We start from the raw sequence: 19,340 nt of genomic DNA, 5'->3' as shown, positions 1-19,340 counted from the left end.
TAATGGCGTAAAGAATGAATACACAACAACTGGCAAAACTGCGTTCCATCGTGCCCGAAATGCGTCGCGTTCGGCACATCCACTTTGTCGGCATCGGTGGTGCCGGGATGGGCGGTATTGCCGAAGTTCTTGCCAATGAAGGGTATCAGATCAGTGGTTCCGATTTAGCGCCAAACCCGGTGACGCAGCAGTTAATGAACCTGGGCGCAACGATTTATTTCAATCATCGCCCGGAAAACGTCCTTGATGCGAGCGTGGTTGTGGTTTCCAGCGCCATCTCTGCCGATAACCCGGAGATTGTGGCGGCGCATGAAGCGCGTATCCCGGTCATTCGTCGCGCGGAGATGCTGGCAGAATTAATGCGTTTTCGTCACGGCATTGCGATAGCCGGAACGCACGGTAAAACAACCACTACCGCGATGGTCTCCAGCATTTACGCGGAAGCTGGACTGGATCCGACCTTCGTTAATGGCGGTCTGGTGAAAGCGGCAGGCGTGCATGCGCGTCTGGGCCATAGCCGTTACTTAATTGCGGAAGCGGATGAGAGCGACGCGTCGTTCCTGCATCTGCAGCCGATGGTGGCGATTGTCACCAATATCGAAGCCGATCACATGGATACTTACCATGGCGATTTCGAAAATTTAAAACAGACGTTTATTAATTTCCTGCATAACCTGCCGTTTTATGGTCGTGCGGTGATGTGTGTTGATGACCCTGTGATCCGCGAGCTGTTGCCGCGCGTGGGACGTCAGACCACAACTTATGGCTTTAGCGATGACGCTGACGTTCGCGTTGAAGATTATCAGCAGGTGGGACCGCAGGGGCATTTCACCCTGTTGCGTCAAGGGATGCCGGCGCTGCGCGTGACGTTGAATGCGCCCGGTCGCCATAACGCCCTCAACGCAGCGGCGGCCGTCGCCGTCGCGACGGAAGAAGGTATTGAAGACGACGCCATTCTGCGCGCGCTGGAAAGCTTCCAGGGTACCGGGCGCCGTTTTGATTTCCTCGGTGAATTCCCGCTTGAGCCAGTGAACGGTAAAACCGGTACGGCAATGCTGGTGGATGATTATGGTCATCACCCGACGGAAGTGGACGCGACCATTAAAGCGGCGCGGGCGGGATGGCCGGACAAAAATCTGGTGATGCTGTTTCAGCCGCACCGTTTCACGCGTACGCGTGATCTGTATGACGACTTTGCCAACGTGCTGACCCAGGTTGATGCGTTGCTGATGCTGGATGTGTACGCGGCGGGCGAAGCGCCGATTCCAGGGGCGGACAGCCGTTCGCTGTGCCGCACGATTCGCGGTCGCGGAAAAATAGACCCGATTCTGGTTTCCGATCCGGCGCAGGTTGCAGAAATGCTGGCACCCGTATTAACCGGCAACGACTTGATTCTGGTGCAGGGTGCGGGAAATATCGGCAAAATCGCGCGTTCCTTAGCTGAAATCAAACTGAAGCCGCGAATTCAGGAGGACGAACAACATGGCTGATAAAATCGCGGTCCTGCTGGGCGGTACCTCTGCTGAACGTGATGTCTCGCTGAATTCCGGCGCGGCAGTGCTGGCCGGTTTACGTGAAGGCGGTGTGGATGCGCATCCGGTCGATCCGAAAGAGGTCGACGTGACGCAGCTGAAATCGATGGGCTTTCAGAAAGTTTTTATCGCCCTGCATGGTCGTGGCGGGGAAGACGGAACCTTACAGGGACTGCTGGAGCTGGTTGGCTTGCCTTATACCGGCAGCGGCGTGATGGCATCGGCGATCTCCATGGATAAACTGCGCAGCAAGCTGCTGTGGCAGGGGGCGGGATTACCTGTCGCGCCGTGGGTCTCGCTGACGCGATCTCAGTTTGAAAAAGGCCTTGCTGAAGAACAGGTTAAGCAAATTTCTGCACTGGGTTTACCGCTGATTGTGAAGCCCAGCCGTGAAGGGTCCAGCGTGGGAATGTCGAAAGTGTCAGAATATGACGCTTTACAGGATGCATTAACGCTGGCATTTCAGCATGATGAAGACGTTCTGATCGAGAAATGGCTCAGCGGTCCAGAATTTACGGTAGCGATTGTGGGTGAAGAAATTTTACCCGCAATTCGTATCCAACCCGCAGGAACCTTCTATGATTATGAGGCGAAGTATCTGTCTGATGAAACACAGTATTTCTGCCCTGCGGGTCTGGAAAGCGAACAAGAGGCTATTTTGCAGGAATTAGTGCTGAAAGCATGGACAACCCTGGGCTGTAAAGGCTGGGGGCGCATTGACGTCATGCTGGATAACGATGGCCAGTTTTATCTGCTGGAAGCGAATACCTCACCGGGAATGACCAGCCACAGTCTGGTGCCAATGGCGGCGCGACAGGCGGGGATGAGTTTCTCGCAGTTGGTGGTACGAATTCTGGCGTTGGCGGACTGATATGTCGCAGGCTGCGCTGAACACGCGAAACAGTGAAGAAGAGACTTCTTCCTCACGTCGCAATAATGGAACGCGTCTTGCAGGGATTTTCTTCCTGCTGACGGTGCTGTGTACCGTGCTGGTCAGCGGCTGGGTTGTGTTGGGGTGGATGGAAGATGCGCAGCGTTTGCCGCTGTCAAAGCTGGTGTTAACCGGTGAGCGCCATTACACGAAGAATGATGATATTCGCCAGTCGATTCTGGCGCTGGGCGCGCCAGGCACCTTTATGACTCAGGATGTGAATATCATCCAGAGCCAGATTGAACGCTTGCCATGGATTAAGCAGGCCAGCGTCAGAAAGCAATGGCCTGATGAATTGAAGATTCATCTGGTTGAATATGTGCCGATTGCGCGATGGAATGATCAGCATATGGTAGACGCCGAAGGAAATGCCTTCAGCGTGCCGGCCGATCGCACCAGTAAGCAGGTTTTACCTATGTTATCTGGCCCGGAAGGCAGTGCGAGTGAAGTGTTGCAGGGATATCGTGACATGTCGCAAGTGTTGGCGAAAGACCGGTTTACCCTAAAGGAAGCGGCAATGACCGCACGTCGTTCCTGGCAGTTGACGCTTAATAACGATATTAAGCTCAACCTTGGCAGGGGCGACACGATGAAACGTTTGGCTCGCTTTGTAGAACTTTACCCGGTTTTACAGCAGCAGGCGCAAACCGATGGCAAACGGATTAGCTACGTTGATTTGCGTTATGACTCGGGGGCGGCAGTAGGGTGGGTTCCCTTACCTCCTGAGGAATCTAATCAGCAACAGAATCAGGCACAGGCAGAACAACAATGATCAAGGCGACGGACAGAAAACTGGTAGTTGGACTGGAGATTGGCACCGCGAAGGTCGCCGCTTTAGTAGGGGAAGTTCTGCCCGACGGTATGGTCAATATCATTGGCGTGGGCAGTTGCCCGTCACGGGGGATGGATAAAGGCGGGGTGAACGACCTCGAATCCGTGGTGAAATGCGTGCAGCGCGCCATTGATCAGGCAGAACTGATGGCAGATTGCCAGATTTCATCAGTCTATCTGGCGCTTTCGGGCAAACACATTAGCTGTCAGAATGAAATCGGCATGGTGCCGATTTCGGAAGAAGAAGTGACGCAGGAAGACGTGGAAAACGTCGTGCATACCGCGAAATCAGTGCGCGTTCGCGATGAGCACCGTGTTCTGCACGTTATCCCGCAGGAATATGCGATTGACTATCAGGAAGGGATTAAAAACCCGGTCGGTCTTTCCGGTGTTCGCATGCAGGCAAAAGTGCATTTGATCACCTGCCACAACGATATGGCGAAGAACATTGTTAAAGCCGTGGAACGTTGTGGCCTGAAAGTTGACCAACTGATATTCGCCGGACTGGCGGCCAGTTATTCCGTCTTGACGGAAGATGAACGTGAACTGGGCGTCTGCGTCGTCGATATTGGTGGTGGTACAATGGACATCGCCGTTTATACTGGCGGAGCCTTGCGCCATACCAAAGTGATCCCTTATGCAGGTAATGTGGTCACCAGCGACATCGCGTATGCCTTCGGTACGCCGCCGAGCGACGCCGAAGCGATTAAAGTTCGCCACGGCTGCGCGCTGGGATCCATCGTCGGAAAAGATGAAAGCGTTGAAGTGCCAAGCGTGGGTGGACGTCCACCGCGCAGTCTGCAACGACAGACGCTGGCAGAGGTGATTGAGCCGCGTTATACCGAACTGCTCAATCTGGTCAACGAAGAGATATTGCAATTACAGGAACAGCTTCGCCAGCAAGGGGTAAAACATCACCTGGCGGCGGGGATTGTACTGACCGGTGGCGCGGCGCAAATTGAAGGTCTTGCCGCCTGTGCCCAGCGCGTGTTCCATACGCAAGTGCGTATCGGTGCGCCGCTGAATATTACCGGTCTGACGGATTACGCTCAGGAGCCGTATTACTCAACGGCGGTGGGGCTGCTTCACTACGGGAAAGAGTCCCATTTAAGTGGCGAAGCGGAAGTAGAAAAACGTGTTACGGCTTCAGTCGGCTCCTGGATTAAACGTCTTAACAGCTGGCTGCGAAAAGAGTTTTAATTTTTTATGAGGCCGGCGAAAATTACGGCCTCAGGCGACAGGCACAACGGAGAGAGAAACTATGTTTGAACCTATGGAACTGACCAACGACGCGGTGATTAAAGTCATCGGCGTCGGTGGCGGCGGCGGTAATGCCGTTGAACACATGGTGCGCGAGCGCATTGAGGGTGTTGAATTCTTCGCGGTAAATACCGACGCTCAGGCGTTGCGAAAGACGGCGGTTGGCCAGACTATTCAGATCGGTAGCGGTATTACCAAAGGTCTGGGTGCGGGTGCGAACCCGGAAGTTGGTCGCAATGCAGCAGATGAAGACCGTGAAGCGCTGCGTGCCGCGCTTGACGGCGCTGACATGGTGTTCATCGCCGCAGGCATGGGCGGCGGTACCGGTACCGGTGCAGCGCCAGTGGTTGCGGAAGTGGCTAAAGATTTAGGGATCCTGACCGTTGCGGTCGTGACCAAGCCTTTCAATTTTGAAGGCAAAAAGCGCATGGCTTTCGCCGAGCAGGGGATCACTGAGCTGTCCAAGCATGTGGACTCGCTGATCACCATCCCGAATGACAAACTGCTGAAAGTCCTCGGTCGTGGTATCTCCTTGCTCGACGCGTTTGGCGCGGCGAACGACGTGCTGAAAGGCGCGGTGCAGGGTATCGCGGAACTGATCACCCGTCCGGGTCTGATGAACGTCGACTTTGCTGACGTACGCACCGTGATGTCTGAAATGGGCTATGCGATGATGGGTTCCGGCGTGGCGAGCGGTGAAGACCGTGCGGAAGAAGCTGCTGAAATGGCGATCTCTTCTCCGCTGCTGGAAGATATCGATCTGTCGGGTGCGCGTGGCGTACTGGTCAACATCACGGCCGGCTTCGACCTGCGTCTGGATGAGTTCGAAACCGTGGGTAACACCATCCGTGCTTTTGCATCGGATAACGCAACCGTGGTGATCGGTACCTCTCTCGACCCGGATATGAACGACGAGCTGCGTGTCACCGTTGTTGCTACCGGTATCGGTATGGACAAGCGTCCTGAAATTACCCTGGTTACCAATAAACAGGTGCAGCAGCCGGTGATGGACCGTTACCAGCAGCACGGCATGGCACCGTTGACGCAAGAACAGAAACCGGTCGCGAAAGTGGTGAACGACAATACGCCGCAAACCGCGAAAGAACCGGATTATCTGGATATCCCTGCGTTCCTGCGTAAGCAAGCTGACTAAGAATTGGCTGGAATTTGGGATTCGAGGCTCTTTGTGCTAAACTGGCCCACCGAATGTATAGTACACTTCGGTTGGATAGGTAATTTGGCGAGATTATACGATGATCAAACAAAGGACACTTAAACGTATCGTTCAGGCGACTGGCGTCGGTTTGCATACCGGCAAGAAAGTCACCCTGACATTACGCCCTGCGCCGGCTAATACCGGGGTCATCTATCGTCGCACCGACTTGAATCCACCGGTAGATTTCCCGGCCGATGCCAAATCTGTGCGTGATACCATGCTCTGTACGTGTCTGGTTAATGAGCATGATGTACGGATTTCAACCGTTGAGCATCTTAACGCTGCTCTGGCGGGTCTGGGTATCGATAACATTGTTATCGAAGTCGATGCTCCGGAAATCCCGATCATGGATGGCAGTGCTGCTCCGTTCGTCTACCTGCTGCTTGACGCCGGTATTGAAGAACTGAACAGCGCCAAGAAATTTGTACGCATTAAAGAGACTGTTCGGGTCGAAGATGGCGACAAGTGGGCCGAGTTCAGACCGTTCAATGGTTTTACGTTGGATTTCACCATCGACTTTAATCATCCGGCGATCGACTCCAGCACTCAGCGCTATGCGATGAATTTCTCTGCTGACGCGTTCATGCGCCAGATCAGCCGCGCGCGTACTTTTGGTTTCATGCGTGATATCGAATATCTGCAGTCCCGTGGCCTGTGCCTGGGCGGTAGCTTCGATTGTGCCATCGTTGTTGACGATTATCGCGTACTGAACGAAGACGGTCTGCGTTTTGAAGATGAATTCGTTCGTCACAAAATGCTCGACGCCATTGGCGACCTGTTCATGTGTGGTCACAATATTATTGGTGCATTTACCGCGTATAAATCCGGTCATGCATTGAATAACAAACTGCTGCAGGCCGTCCTGGCAAAACAGGAAGCCTGGGAGTTTGTGACCTTCCAGGACGACGCAGAACTGCCGCTGGCTTTCAAAGCGCCTTCGACCGTACTGGCATAACGACACAGGTTGTCGCATAAATTCGACTGGTAAATCTGGCACTCTCTCCGGCCAGGTAAGCCAGTCGTTTTTTTTTGGCATTTTTCTGCTCTGCCTGTCATCAAAAGTGTCATTCGGTGTTGTTCGTGCACATACCGAATAGCGATGCTGTGCGAACGCTGCTTTCTTAAGCACTTTTACCCGCAACTTCTCATCAATACTGCTGTAGTGCCTGCGCATTAATGATAAGATTTGTGCGCAAAAAACGTTTTGAATAACACGATTGGGATGGCAATAACGTGAGTGGAATACTGACGCGCTGGCGACAGTTAGGTAGACGCTATTTCTGGCCGCATCTCTTATTAGGGATGGTCGCGGCGAGCTTTGGCCTGCCCGCGCTCGGGAACAGCGTTGAGCCGACGACGCCTGCAAAAGCGGCAGCCAGCAGCCACGATCAAAGCGTTAAAGTCAATTTCAGCCAGCTGGCATTGCTGGAAGCGAGCAATCGTCGCCCTAATTTCACCGTCGACTACTGGCATCAGCATGCTATTCGTACGGTCATCCGTCATCTTTCCTTCGCAATGGCACCACAGGCGCTGCCCGTTGCTGAAGAACCGTTACCGCTCCAGGCGCACCATTTAGCCTTACTGAACACACTCAGCGCGATGCTGACTCAGGAAGGGATGCCTTCGGCAAGTGCGCCATGTATAACGTATGCTCATTTTACGCCTCAGGCCGTATTCACCGTTCCCGCCTGGATCAGTCAGGCGCAGGGGATCCGCGCCGGCCCTCAACGCCTCAGCTAAAAAACCCAATAAACTTCAATACATTATTATGACCCCACATCGCGGGGCGTTTGAGATTTTAATATGCTAATCAAATTATTAACGAAAGTATTCGGTAGCCGTAACGATCGTACGTTGCGTCGTATGCGTAAAGCAGTTGCAGTGATCAATGCCATGGAACCGGAGATGGAAAAACTCTCCGATGAGGAACTGAAAGCGAAAACGGGTGAATTCCGTGCGCGCCTGGAAAAAGGCGAAAGCGTGGAAAGCCTGATTCCGGAAGCGTTTGCTGTCGTACGTGAGGCCAGTAAGCGTGTATTCGGCATGCGTCACTTCGACGTTCAGTTGCTCGGTGGGATGGTACTTAACGAACGCTGCATCGCGGAAATGCGTACCGGTGAAGGTAAAACCCTGACGGCAACGTTGCCCGCTTACCTGAATGCGCTGAGCGGCAAAGGCGTTCACGTCGTTACCGTGAACGACTACCTGGCGCAACGTGACGCCGAAAACAACCGCCCGCTGTTCGAATTCCTGGGTATGACCGTCGGCATCAACCTGCCGGGGATGCCTGCACCAGCCAAGCGCGAAGCCTATGCCGCTGACATTACCTACGGCACTAACAACGAATATGGCTTTGACTACTTGCGTGACAACATGGCGTTCAGCCCTGAAGAGCGTGTACAGCGTAAGCTGCACTATGCGTTGGTGGATGAGGTTGACTCCATTCTGATCGATGAAGCGCGTACGCCACTGATCATTTCCGGCCCGGCGGAAGACAGCTCGGAAATGTACAAGAAAGTGAACAAAATCATCCCGCACCTGATTCGTCAGGAGAAAGAAGATTCCGACACCTTCCAGGGCGAAGGTCACTTCTCCGTCGATGAAAAAGCGCGTCAGGTTAACCTGACCGAACGCGGCCTGGTATTGATTGAAGAACTGCTGGTGAAAGAAGGCATTATGGATGAAGGCGAGTCGCTGTACTCTCCGGGCAACATTATGCTGATGCACCACGTGACTGCGGCGTTGCGCGCACACGCGCTGTTCACCCGCGACGTTGACTACATCGTCAAAGACGGTGAAGTCATCATCGTTGACGAACACACCGGTCGTACCATGCAGGGCCGTCGCTGGTCCGATGGCCTGCACCAGGCTGTAGAAGCGAAAGAGGGTGTGGAGATCCAGAACGAGAACCAGACGCTGGCCTCGATCACTTTCCAGAACTACTTCCGTCTGTATGAAAAACTGGCCGGTATGACCGGTACGGCAGATACCGAAGCGTTCGAGTTCAGCTCAATCTATAAACTGGATACCGTGGTGGTGCCGACTAACCGTCCGATGATCCGTAAGGATATGCCGGATCTGGTTTATATGACCGAAGCAGAAAAAATCCAGGCGATCATTGAAGATATCAAAGAGCGTACAGCCAATGGTCAGCCGGTTCTGGTGGGGACTATTTCCATCGAGAAATCCGAAGTGGTTTCTAATGAACTGACCAAAGCCGGTATCAAGCACAACGTGCTGAACGCCAAATTCCACGCCAACGAAGCTGCGATTGTTGCGCAGGCAGGCTACCCGGCGGCAGTGACCATTGCCACCAACATGGCCGGTCGTGGTACGGATATTGTGCTGGGTGGTAGCTGGCAGGCAGAAGTGGCCGCGCTGGAGAACCCAACGCCAGAGCAAATTGCACAGATTAAAGCTGACTGGCAGGTTCGTCATGAAGCGGTGCTGGCGTCCGGTGGTTTGCACATCATTGGTACTGAACGCCATGAATCTCGCCGTATCGATAACCAGCTGCGCGGTCGTTCCGGTCGTCAGGGGGATGCGGGTTCTTCGCGTTTCTACCTGTCGATGGAAGATGCGTTGATGCGTATTTTTGCCTCTGACCGCGTGTCCGGCATGATGCGTAAACTGGGGATGAAACCGGGCGAGGCTATTGAGCACCCGTGGGTCACTAAAGCGATTGCCAATGCGCAGCGTAAAGTGGAAAGCCGCAACTTCGATATTCGTAAGCAACTGCTGGAATATGATGATGTTGCTAACGATCAGCGTCGCGCAATTTATAGCCAGCGTAATGAATTGCTGGATGTCAGCGACGTTAGCGAAACCATTAACAGCATCCGTGAGGACGTGTTTAAAGTCACCATTGATGCTTACATTCCGCCACAGTCTCTGGAAGAAATGTGGGATGTTCCGGGCCTGCAGGAACGTCTGAAAAATGACTTTGATTTGGATATGCCGATTGCAGAATGGCTGGATAAAGAGCCGGAGCTGCATGAAGAGACGTTACGTGAGCGTATCCTGGCGCAGGCCATCGAAGTGTATCAGCGCAAAGAAGAAGTGGTTGGCGCAGAGATGATGCGTCACTTTGAAAAAGGCGTCATGTTGCAAACGCTTGATTCCCTGTGGAAAGAGCACCTCGCAGCGATGGATTACCTGCGTCAGGGTATCCACCTGCGTGGCTATGCGCAGAAAGATCCGAAGCAGGAATATAAGCGTGAATCCTTCGCGATGTTCGCGTCCATGCTGGAGTCACTGAAATACGAAGTGATCAGTACGTTGAGCAAAGTTCAGGTACGCATGCCGGAAGAAGTCGAAGCGATGGAGCAACAGCGTCGTGAAGAAGCAGAGCGTTTAGCGCAGATGCAGCAGCTGAGCCACCAGGATGATGACAGCGCCGCAGCGGCCGATCTGGCGGCGCAAACGGGCGAGCGTAAGGTGGGTCGTAACGATCCGTGTCCGTGTGGTTCCGGTAAAAAATACAAACAGTGCCACGGCCGTCTGAGCTAAGATCTGAATAATAACGATGAGGCGCAGGAAACTGCGCCTTTTTTATGGATACGACAATATGAAAAAATTGAATATCGCCGTCGGGATTATCCGTAATCCGTATAACGAAATTTTTATCACCCAGCGTGCGCCTGACGCACATATGGCGAACAAACTGGAATTTCCTGGCGGAAAGATTGAGGCCGGAGAGACGCCGGAGCAGGCGCTGAGTCGCGAACTCGAGGAGGAGGTGGGAATTACGCCGGTAGGCGCCATACTTTTCGAGAAGCTGGAGTATCAGTTTCCGGACAGGCATATCACGCTGTGGTTCTGGCTGGTCGAAAGCTGGAAAGGCGAGCCGTGGGGGAAAGAAGGACAGCCTGGGAAATGGATTGCCACCGGGGTATTGCAGGCGAAGGATTTTCCACCGGCAAATGAACCGGTGATTGCGAAGTTAAAACAAAATCTGCAGGCCGGATAAGGCAGACCGTCATCCGGCAAAGTTTGGCGGGGTACTGCACCTGCCCGCCTGCGTGACGGCAGATTTACTCTTTCCCTTCGCTCCAGTCGTCGCTTTCGGAGAGATCGCCACTGCTGGGAATGCGTTTCTCTTCGGCAGCCCATTCGCCTAAATCGATTAACTGACAACGTTTTGAGCAGAACGGGCGATACGGACTTATCTCGCCCCATACTACTGTTTTGCCGCAGGTTGGGCAGTTTACGGTGATTGTCTCTGACATGTTTATTCCTTAACAGCAGGCCAGTTCGAAATCCAGGCGTTCAGGCACGACGCCATTATCGCTATCGAACGGCATAAAGCGGATCGCAAAACGGCTCTTATGACCGGAAATTTGCGGGTAAAGCTCTAAACCCAGCGGCAACTGCAGGCGCAGTAAATCTGCGTCTTCCCCGTTGTCCTGATAAAAGCCATTCAGGCTGGTTTGCTTACGGAACGGGGCTGAGTTGCGAATCAAATCCAGGATCAATGTCAGCGCCTGGTTCAGCGGGTTCAGACTGGCAAGCCAGCTATCGACTTGCGCATCACGCTGCGTTTGCGGCATATGCAGCCAGATATGTAGCGTCGGTAAATCAAAGCTGCAGCAACCGCCGGGAATGCTCAAACGCTGGCGGACCAGGGCAATCAGCCGATCCTCACGCAAAAACTGTCCCATACGCGGCGCGGAGATCAAAACACTGCCAGCCGTTTTTAATTGCTGGCGCAGAGCATCAATACGGCTCTGATCGACACCCGGGACTTCAATCCATGCCTGAAGCTTACGTTGCTGACGCTCAAGCTCTTTCAGTAATTCTGTACGCACTTCGCCACGTTCGAATACGTCCAACAAATCTCCGGCATTACGAAAGAAGTGCAGGGCATCTGAACTCTCTGCAATCGGTAAGCGGGTGGAGAGTTGTTGAATCAAAAATTCAATGCGCAACCATGTACGCATCTTCTCATTGAGAGGGTGTTCAAAAAGGACCTGGGTGTGCATTACGGTTTTTCCTGTGAGACAAACTGCGACGCAAGCTGGAGATAACGTGCGTGCAGGCGGGCGACATCCGACATGATGGAGTCTGGTGCGCCATTATTATCAATAACATCGTCTGCCACGGCAAGGCGCGCTTCACGCGATGCCTGGGCTGCGAGAATCTGTTCGACGTGCGCGCGCGTAACGTCGTCGCGCTGCATGGTCCGGGAAAGCTGCGTCTCGGGGGTGACATCCACGACGAGCACGCGGTTTGCCTGGCGATAAAGGCCGTTTTCAACCAGCAATGGCACCACCCACAGCACGTACGCAGACGTCGCCTGTTGCAACTGACGTTGGGTCTCCTGCTGGATGAGCGGATGAAGCAAGGCACTGAGCCAGGCCTTCTCTTGCGGATCAGCAAAAATCCGTTCGCGCAGCAGTCGACGATGCAGCGTGCCGTCTGCGGCAATCAGTTCAGGGCCAAAATGTGCCGCAATGGCATCCAGTGCAGGTGTGCCCGGCTCGACCACCTGTCGGGCAATAATATCTGCGTCAATTATCTGAATTCCGAGATCAGCAAAGGCATTCGCGACGGTGCTTTTACCACTGCCAATGCCGCCAGTTAAGGCTACTGTATACTTCATACGTTTGCTTCCCGGGAATTCACTATGATAATCAATTGGTTAAATGTTGAACGTACACTGGCCATGATGACGCAGGGATCGCCTGCCTTTCACCAGGTAAATTTATGGGATTGTAGCGTAAAAAAAGAGATTTTCGCAGTCTTGCGCGGCATTGATTAGTGCGTATGATAGCGTCACTGGAGTTGCGCTCTCATACCAATAGCCCTTAACCCCAGGAATCCGCACATGCGTATTGAAGAAGATCTGAAGTTAGGTTTCAAAGACGTTCTTATCCGCCCTAAGCGTTCTACTCTTAAAAGTCGTTCCGACGTTGAGCTGGAACGTCAATTCACCTTCAAACACTCAGGTCAGACCTGGTCCGGCGTTCCGATTATTGCTGCTAATATGGATACCGTCGGAACATTTGCGATGGCAACGGCTCTCGCCTCTTTCGATGTGCTGACCGCCGTTCATAAGCATTATACCGTTGAAGACTGGGCGGCCTTCGTTGGCACGGCGTCTGCTGATGTTCTCAAGCACGTTATGGTTTCTACCGGTACGTCCGATGCGGATTTCGAGAAGACCAAACAGATTCTGGCGTTGGATCCGGCACTGAACTTTGTCTGCATCGATGTTGCCAATGGCTATTCCGAACACTTCGTCCAGTTCGTGTCGAAAGCGCGTGAAGCCTGGCCGACCAAAACCATTTGCGCCGGTAACGTGGTGACGGGCGAAATGTGTGAGGAACTGGTTCTGTCCGGCGCGGATATCGTTAAGGTCGGGATTGGTCCGGGTTCCGTCTGCACCACCCGTGTGAAAACCGGTGTTGGTTATCCGCAACTGTCTGCGGTGATCGAATGTGCTGATGCGGCGCACGGTCTGGGTGGGATGATTGTCAGCGATGGTGGTTGTACCATGCCTGGAGATGTGGCGAAAGCATTCGGCGGCGGCGCTGATTTCGTGATGCTTGGCGGTATGCTGGCCGGTCACGAAGAGAGTGGCGGTAAAATCGTTGAAGAAAACGGCGAAAAATTCATGCTGTTCTACGGCATGAGCTCTGAATCCGCTATGACCCGTCATGTCGGTGGCGTTGCGCAGTATCGGGCTGCGGAAGGGAAAACCGTCAAGCTGCCGCTGCGCGGCCCGGTGGAGAACACCGCGCGCGATATCCTCGGCGGCCTGCGTTCAGCCTGTACCTATGTCGGCGCCTCTCGTCTGAAAGAACTGACCAAACGTACGACATTTATCCGGGTTCAGGAACAAGAAAACCGCGTTTTCAATAGCCTGTAATTTCCTGTACTGGCGCTGCATTCAGCGCCAGTTCTGCTTTTGGCTTTCCTTCGTTATCCCACGCCACTCATCGCATCGCCCAGATGGAAAATCGGTAAATACATCGCCACGACCAGTGTGCCGATGATAAGCCCGGTAATCACCAGCAGCGCAGGCTCCAGTAACGCCGCCAGGTTGTCGGCCAGTGCCTGGGTATGTTCATTATGATGACGGGCAAGGTTACGCAGCATGATATCCAGCGAACCAGAGGCTTCGCCTGTCCTGACCAGTTGCAGGCACAGCGGGCTAAATTCTTGCGCATTTTTGAGCGCCTGCCAGACGGGCACGCCGGTACTGATATCGTGCTGTACCTGTGCCAGTCGCAGTGCCCAGTAGGGGCACTGAATCGTCTCTTTCACACTCTCAAGCGCGGGTAAAAAAGCGATCCCCGCTGTCTGAGTCAGTGCGAGGATAGTAAAGATTTGTGTGAGTTTCTGGCCCCGGATTAACGGTCCCATAACAGGCATGCGGAGTAATCCGCGCTGGCGCAGAATTTGCCATTCGGGCTTTCGGTTCAACAGACTATTGGCCACGATAAGCATGACGGCCAGCAGGATAATCAGCCAGCCCCAGCGTTGACTCCAGTCGGCAAACGCGATGATCCCCTGAGTGAGAGCAGGTAGCGGCGTGTTAAAGGTCTGGTAAATGGCAGCAAATTCAGGCAGGACAAAGTGGAGCATCGCCAGCACAACCATGGCCGCCATCGTTAAAATAATGATGGGGTAACGCAGCGCTTTTTTGACCTTATCGGTTAACTGTCTTTGCGCCTTCTGTTGCCGGGCGAGTTCAAAGCAGCATTCATCCAGTTTCCCTGTCAGTTCACCGGTACGAATCATTGCCTGATACAGCGGCGGAAAGACATCTGGCCACTGCGCCAGCGCGCTGGAGAGTGGCGTACCGTGTTCCAGTTCGTACGCAAGACTCCCCAGCAATGCTTGCCACTGCTTGCTTGGTTGCTGTCCGGCGAGCAGTTCCAGCCCTTCGGAGAGTGTCAAACCCGCTTTCAGGAGCGTGGCGAGTTGGTGAATGACTTCCGTACATTGGTCATTGCGCCAAAGCGCACGTTTTACGCGCAAAAGTTTCACGCGAAGGGGCATGACCTGGCGTTGTTCCAGTTCTTGCATCAGCAGGAGTCGATTTCCTGCCCAGAGGGTTCCCTCCCCGGGCAGGCCATCGGGATACATTCCCTGCCAGTACCACAGCTTTTTAGTGATCATCTGGCATACCCAGAATACGCACCAGTTCCTCGAATGTGGTTAGCCCTTGATCGACGGCGCGGCACCCGCTTTCAAAGAGTGTGCTCATTCCAGCCTGTTTCGCATGGGCTTCCAGCGTTGCTGCTGAGATATCACTGGCTATTTGATGACGCAGTTCGGCAGTGATCGCGAGCAGTTCAAACAGCGCTGCGCGACCATAGAATCCGTGATAACAGTGTTCGCAGCCAACCGCCTGCCAGCGGGGAAGCGGCGTTGGATAGTATGCGGGCGGTAAACGAATCGGATCGTCAATAAGCCGCCGACAATGTGGACACAGCTTTCTGACCAGGCGTTGTGCCACGACCAGGGTTAACGCGGAAGAGAGCATCCAGCGCGCCACGCCCATTTGTTGTAAGCGCACCAGCGCTTCACAGGTTGAGTTAGTATGCAGCGTGGAAAGCACGAGATGCCCGGTCTGTGCGGCCTTAATGGCAATTTCTGCGGTTTCGCCGTCGCGGATTTCGCCCACCATGATGATATCAGGATCCTGACGCAGCAGTGCCCGTAACACGCCCTGAAAGGTCAGTCCGGCACGCGGATGGATCTGCGTCTGATTGATACCGTCGAGGGGAATTTCCACGGGATCTTCAACGCTACACAGGTTCACCTCCGGTGCGTTCCGCGTTTGCAACGCGCTATAAAGGGTGACTGTTTTACCGCTACCCGTAGGGCCGGTGACGAGGATCAGCCCTTGTGGTTGTTGCAGGGCGTGGATAAAGGCAGCGAGCTGCGTGTCATGCATACCCAGCGTGGAGACATCCAGAGCCTGATTCACCTGTTGCAGCAATCGCAGCACTACCTTTTCGCCATAGCGGCAAGGAAGGGTAGCGATACGAAAAGAGACGGTAGCGCCGTTTAGCTCAACGGTAAATTGCCCGTCCTGCGGCAAGCGGTGTTCCGCGATATCCAGATGGCTTAATACTTTCAGGCGTGCCGTCAGGGCGATGCCGGTCTCTTTGGCGATATCGGGTAAGCTATGCAGCACGCCGTCGACCCGTAAGCGAAGGCGAACGTGATGCTCAGCGGGTTCTATGTGGATATCCGAAGCCCGTTTCGCCAGCGCGCTCTGTAATGTTTTATCCAGCATAACCGCTGCGCTGACGCTGTTTTCAGGTACCACGGACGGCAACGAGGGTGAGGAGTGATGCTGGTGTTGTTCCATTTGCTGGCGCGTCCAGCAGGCAATCTCAATGCGGCGAGTTGTGGCGAAATGCAGGGCGTCCAGCAGTTCATGAGAAGGGGCATTTTCGACGGCAATGTGTACCGCATCGTTATTGGCATCAAGTAATATTCCCTGGTAGCGCTGGCACAGCGCGCTGAGTTGCGTCGTGTTCATGGCGCTTCCTTAATGGCTATCAAAGCGAAAGACATCTTCGCAGGCCTGTTTTAACGTGCTGTCATTCTGGATGTTGCAGTTACGCGTCCAGCCCGTAATGCCTTCTGCTTTGTCCCATCCCGGCGTCATGGTGACGCTAAGTCCGTTCAGGCTTTCCTGGCCGGTAAGAGAAACCACCCCATTTTCGACGCTCATTCCTGAGACATAGCGCGTTGTTGTAGGAGAGGGAATCCCGTTGACGCCTGCGTCGCAGGTGTCTGTGCCACCGTGCTCCAGGGCGCAGAGTTCGACGGCAGTGCGGTAGGGGACAAAGGTTTGCAGCATATCGGTCAGCGCCGCTTTGCGCAGATAGTTCTGATAAGCCGGAATGCCGATGGCGCTGAGGATGGCAATAATGCCGATGACGACCATCAGTTCAATAAGGGTAAATCCGCGTTGTTTATCCATTGTTCGCTCCTTGAGTGAGTGAACGTCACTTTGGCAAACGCCGGTACGCCAGGCGAGCAGCAAAAAATGAATCGGGAAGGTGGCTTCAGAGGAATATTATCGGGTTGTAGCCGTAAGACATGTTGTTGCGAGGCACTACGAGGAATTTTATAGCGGGAAGGGTCAAGAAGACCCGATAAGCAGCGCGTTATCGGGCCATATCATGTTTACGCGTTAGCGAAGCGCATGGACAAATCGAGCGCCCGGAGATGCTTGGTTAGCGCACCAACGGAGATAAAATCGACGCCGGTTTCCGCGAATTCCCGCAGCGTTTCGTGGGTTACGTTGCCGGAAACTTCCAGGCGCGCCTGGCCGTTGGTCCGTTTTACCGCCTCACGCATCTGTTCCGTTTCAAAGTTGTCCAACATGATGATGTCGGCACCGGCTTTCAGCGCATCGTCCAGTTCATCGAGGTTTTCAACTTCGACTTCTACTGGCACATCCGGATGAAGCCAGAAGGCTTTTTCCACCGCCTGACGCACTGAGCCGGAAGCAATAATGTGGTTCTCTTTGATCAGGAAGGCATCCGAAAGCCCCAGTCGATGATTCGCGCCGCCGCCGCAGAGCACGGCATATTTCAGCGCGGTACGCAGCCCCGGCAGGGTTTTACGCGTATCTAAAAGTTGGGTCTTTGTGCCCGCCAGAATATCAACGTACTTACGCACTTCGCTGGCAACCCCTGACAGGGTCTGCACGAAGTTCAGCGCGGTACGCTCGCCGGTCAATAACACGCGAGAGGGGCCGTCCAGCTCAAACAGCGGTTGGTTGGCCTTGATGCTGTCGCCGTCTTCCACATGCCAGGTGATGCTGACATCATCGCCGGACAGTTGAATAAAGACCTCTTCTACCCAGCGTTTTCCACAAAAAACGCCGTCTTCACGGGTGATGACCGTGGCATGAGAACGGGTGTTCTCCGGTAAAAGTTGAGCCGTAATATCGTTGCTGGCATCCACTTCACCGCCTAAATCTTCACGCAGCGCCTGAGCGACAACGTTTGGGATATCCAGGTTAATACGTTCCAACAGCGCGTCACGTCGGTAGTCAGGGTTATAGCGGCGAGGCGGCATGAGAAAACTCCAAATTGCTAACGAATCATAAGGTAGAAACATGCTACTCTGAAGCGGCTATAAGCACCACTCAAAAGGAGATTCGGCATGTTGTTAGACAAGGGCTGGCTGGCAGAAGCGCGTCGCGTTCCTTCTCCGCATTATGATTGCCGCCCGGATGATGAAGTTCCCTCCTTACTGGTGGTGCACAATATCAGCCTGCCGCCCGGTGAGTTTGGCGGTCCGTGGATTGACGCACTATTCACTGGAACAATTGATCCCAACGCCCATCCCTTTTTTGCCGAAATCGCGCATCTTCGCGTTTCCGCTCATTGTCTGATTCGTCGCGATGGCGAAATCGTTCAGTATGTTCCTTTTGATAAGCGTGCATGGCATGCCGGTGTGTCGAACTATCATGGGCGTGAACGCTGCAATGACTTTTCGATTGGCATTGAGCTGGAAGGGACCGATTCACTGGCCTACACCGATGTCCAGTACCAACAACTGGCCGCCATCACGGATGCGTTGATAAAGATTTACCCGGCTATTGCCGAAAACATAACCGGGCACTGCGATATTGCGCCTGAGCGTAAGACCGATCCCGGTCCGGCTTTTGACTGGGCAAAGTTTCGCGCCCTGATCACCGCCTCGTCAGATAAGGAGATGACATGACGCTGTTTACGACATTACTGGTGCTGCTCGTCGAGCGCCTGTTTAAGCTGGGCGAACACTGGCAGCTCGATCACCGTTTAGAAGCGTTTTTCCGCCGGGTCAAACGCTTCTCGATGGCGCGTACGCTGGGGATGATGATTATCGCAATGGTGGTCACGTTCCTGCTGCTGCGAGCGCTCGATGGACTACTGTTTAATGTGCCAACGATTGTGGCGTGGATCCTTATTGGGTTGCTGTGCATTGGTGCGGGCAAAGTACGAATGCACTACCATGCCTATCTTAACGCGGCGTCGCGTGATGATGCGCATGCCCGTACGGCGATGGCCAGCGAACTGACGATGATTCATGGCGTTCCACCGGATTGCAATGAGCGCGAGTTTTTACGTGAACTGCAAAACGCGCTGCTGTGGATTAACTTCCGTTTCTATATCGCGCCGCTGTTCTGGCTGATTGTCGGTGGTTCTTGTGGGCCGGTACTGCTGGTGGGCTATGCCTTTCTGCGTTCGTGGCAGTCCTGGCTGGCGCGCTACCAGACGCCGCTTGAACGTTTACAGTCGGGTATTGATGCCATTCTCCACGTGCTGGACTGGATCCCGGTGCGTCTGGCGGGCGTGGTGTATGCTCTGATCGGTCATGGCGAAAAAGCGCTGCCCGCATGGTTTGCCTCGCTGGCAGATCTGCGTACATCGCAGTATCAGGTGTTAACACGTTTGGCGCAGTTCTCGCTGGCGCGCGAGCCGCATACCGATAAGGTTGAAACGCCGAGAGCGGCAGTTTCCATGGCGAAGAAAACGTCGTTTGCCTTAGTGGTGGTGATTGCCGTGCTCACCATTTATGGCACGTTAATTTAACGTACCGGCAGGAC

19 protein-coding genes are annotated in these 19,340 nt (G+C 54.0%); 12 read left to right on the top strand and 7 right to left on the bottom strand.

The genetic code is table 11. The annotated features are described in order from the left end of the window. Positions 1-14 precede the first annotated feature (14 nt). The 9 genes from murC to mutT all read left to right on the top strand — a co-directional run bounded on the left by murC (position 15) and on the right by mutT (position 10,739). Positions 15-1,490, top strand: coding sequence for a UDP-N-acetylmuramate--L-alanine ligase (gene murC, locus QNN88_RS13320; RefSeq protein ID WP_414240641.1), 1,476 nt, complete (start codon positions 15-17; stop codon positions 1,488-1,490). Further along, a complete protein-coding gene (locus QNN88_RS13315) occupies positions 1,483-2,403 on the top strand; it encodes a D-alanine--D-alanine ligase (RefSeq protein ID WP_414240640.1) in 921 nt (306 codons plus the stop codon). Before murC ends, QNN88_RS13315 begins: the two co-directional genes overlap by 8 nt. Position 2,404: 1 nt before the next feature. Next, positions 2,405-3,235 carry a cell division protein FtsQ gene (gene ftsQ, locus QNN88_RS13310; protein ID WP_414240639.1) on the top strand — a complete coding sequence of 277 codons (831 nt, stop codon included), beginning with the start codon at positions 2,405-2,407 and terminating at the stop codon, positions 3,233-3,235. Further along, entirely contained in the window at positions 3,232-4,494 is a 1,263-nt protein-coding gene (gene ftsA, locus QNN88_RS13305) for a cell division protein FtsA (RefSeq protein WP_003018755.1), read from the top strand. The genes ftsQ and ftsA overlap by 4 nt, the downstream gene beginning before the upstream one ends. Positions 4,495-4,555: 61 nt before the next feature. Further along, a complete protein-coding gene (gene ftsZ, locus QNN88_RS13300) occupies positions 4,556-5,707 on the top strand; it encodes a cell division protein FtsZ (RefSeq protein WP_004857884.1) in 1,152 nt (383 codons plus the stop codon). A 100-nt stretch (positions 5,708-5,807) separates the two neighbouring features. Continuing rightward, complete coding sequence (lpxC, locus tag QNN88_RS13295; protein ID WP_414240638.1) at positions 5,808-6,725, top strand: UDP-3-O-acyl-N-acetylglucosamine deacetylase; 918 nt, start codon at positions 5,808-5,810, stop codon at positions 6,723-6,725. A gap of 278 nt (positions 6,726-7,003) precedes the next feature. Beyond that, positions 7,004-7,510, top strand: coding sequence for a secA translation cis-regulator SecM (gene secM / locus QNN88_RS13290; protein ID WP_414240637.1), 507 nt, complete (start codon positions 7,004-7,006; stop codon positions 7,508-7,510). Positions 7,511-7,573: 63 nt separating this feature from the next. Then, on the top strand, positions 7,574-10,279 hold the full coding sequence (secA, locus tag QNN88_RS13285; protein ID WP_414240636.1) for a preprotein translocase subunit SecA: 2,706 nt from the start codon (positions 7,574-7,576) through the stop codon (positions 10,277-10,279). Positions 10,280-10,337: 58 nt separating this feature from the next. Then, complete coding sequence (mutT, locus tag QNN88_RS13280; RefSeq protein WP_414240635.1) at positions 10,338-10,739, top strand: 8-oxo-dGTP diphosphatase MutT; 402 nt, start codon at positions 10,338-10,340, stop codon at positions 10,737-10,739. Between the two features lie 64 nt (positions 10,740-10,803). On the opposite strand, the gene yacG is transcribed toward mutT, so the two are convergent. From yacG to coaE, 3 genes are read right to left on the bottom strand one after another with little or no spacing between them, the layout of a single operon-like run. Next, a complete protein-coding gene (yacG, locus tag QNN88_RS13275) occupies positions 10,804-10,998 on the bottom strand; it encodes a DNA gyrase inhibitor YacG (RefSeq protein ID WP_414240634.1) in 195 nt (64 codons plus the stop codon). Between the two features lie 9 nt (positions 10,999-11,007). Next, complete coding sequence (gene zapD / locus QNN88_RS13270; RefSeq protein ID WP_414240633.1) at positions 11,008-11,751, bottom strand: cell division protein ZapD; 744 nt, start codon at positions 11,749-11,751, stop codon at positions 11,008-11,010. Beyond that, entirely contained in the window at positions 11,751-12,371 is a 621-nt protein-coding gene (coaE, locus tag QNN88_RS13265; RefSeq protein ID WP_414240632.1) for a dephospho-CoA kinase, read from the bottom strand. The genes zapD and coaE overlap by 1 nt, the downstream gene beginning before the upstream one ends. 225 nt (positions 12,372-12,596) lie before the next feature. Between coaE and QNN88_RS13260 the strand changes: the two genes are divergently transcribed. Continuing rightward, positions 12,597-13,640, top strand: coding sequence for a GMP reductase (locus QNN88_RS13260; protein ID WP_414240631.1), 1,044 nt, complete (start codon positions 12,597-12,599; stop codon positions 13,638-13,640). 53 nt (positions 13,641-13,693) lie between these two features. Here the strand turns inward: QNN88_RS13260 and hofC are convergent, their stop codons facing one another. From hofC to nadC, 4 genes are all read right to left on the bottom strand, one after another. Then, positions 13,694-14,896, bottom strand: coding sequence for a protein transport protein HofC (gene hofC, locus QNN88_RS13255; RefSeq protein WP_414240630.1), 1,203 nt, complete (start codon positions 14,894-14,896; stop codon positions 13,694-13,696). Then, the gene (gspE, locus tag QNN88_RS13250; protein WP_414240629.1) at positions 14,886-16,271 is read right to left on the bottom strand and encodes a type II secretion system protein GspE; all 1,386 of its coding nucleotides are present in this window, start codon (positions 16,269-16,271) and stop codon (positions 14,886-14,888) included. Before gspE ends, hofC begins: the two co-directional genes overlap by 11 nt. 9 nt (positions 16,272-16,280) lie before the next feature. Beyond that, complete coding sequence (gene ppdD / locus QNN88_RS13245; RefSeq protein WP_414240628.1) at positions 16,281-16,718, bottom strand: prepilin peptidase-dependent pilin; 438 nt, start codon at positions 16,716-16,718, stop codon at positions 16,281-16,283. Between the two features lie 206 nt (positions 16,719-16,924). Beyond that, complete coding sequence (gene nadC / locus QNN88_RS13240; RefSeq protein WP_414240627.1) at positions 16,925-17,824, bottom strand: carboxylating nicotinate-nucleotide diphosphorylase; 900 nt, start codon at positions 17,822-17,824, stop codon at positions 16,925-16,927. Positions 17,825-17,911: 87 nt separating this feature from the next. On the opposite strand from nadC, the gene ampD reads away from it, so the two are divergent. Further along, on the top strand, positions 17,912-18,475 hold the full coding sequence (gene ampD, locus QNN88_RS13235) for a 1,6-anhydro-N-acetylmuramyl-L-alanine amidase AmpD (RefSeq protein WP_414240626.1): 564 nt from the start codon (positions 17,912-17,914) through the stop codon (positions 18,473-18,475). Then, positions 18,472-19,326: a beta-lactamase regulator AmpE gene (gene ampE / locus QNN88_RS13230; RefSeq protein WP_414240625.1), complete on the top strand. Its 855-nt coding sequence runs from the start codon at positions 18,472-18,474 to the stop codon at positions 19,324-19,326. The genes ampD and ampE overlap by 4 nt, the downstream gene beginning before the upstream one ends. The last annotated feature ends 14 nt before the right edge of the window (positions 19,327-19,340 follow it).

This window comes from Citrobacter sp. ANG330 (assembly GCF_047467925.1).
In the GTDB taxonomy this organism is placed as follows: Bacteria; Pseudomonadota; Gammaproteobacteria; order Enterobacterales; family Enterobacteriaceae; genus Citrobacter_A; species Citrobacter_A amalonaticus_G.
Note: the sequence above shows the minus strand (reverse complement) of the source record. Positions and strands in the feature narration are given on the sequence as shown.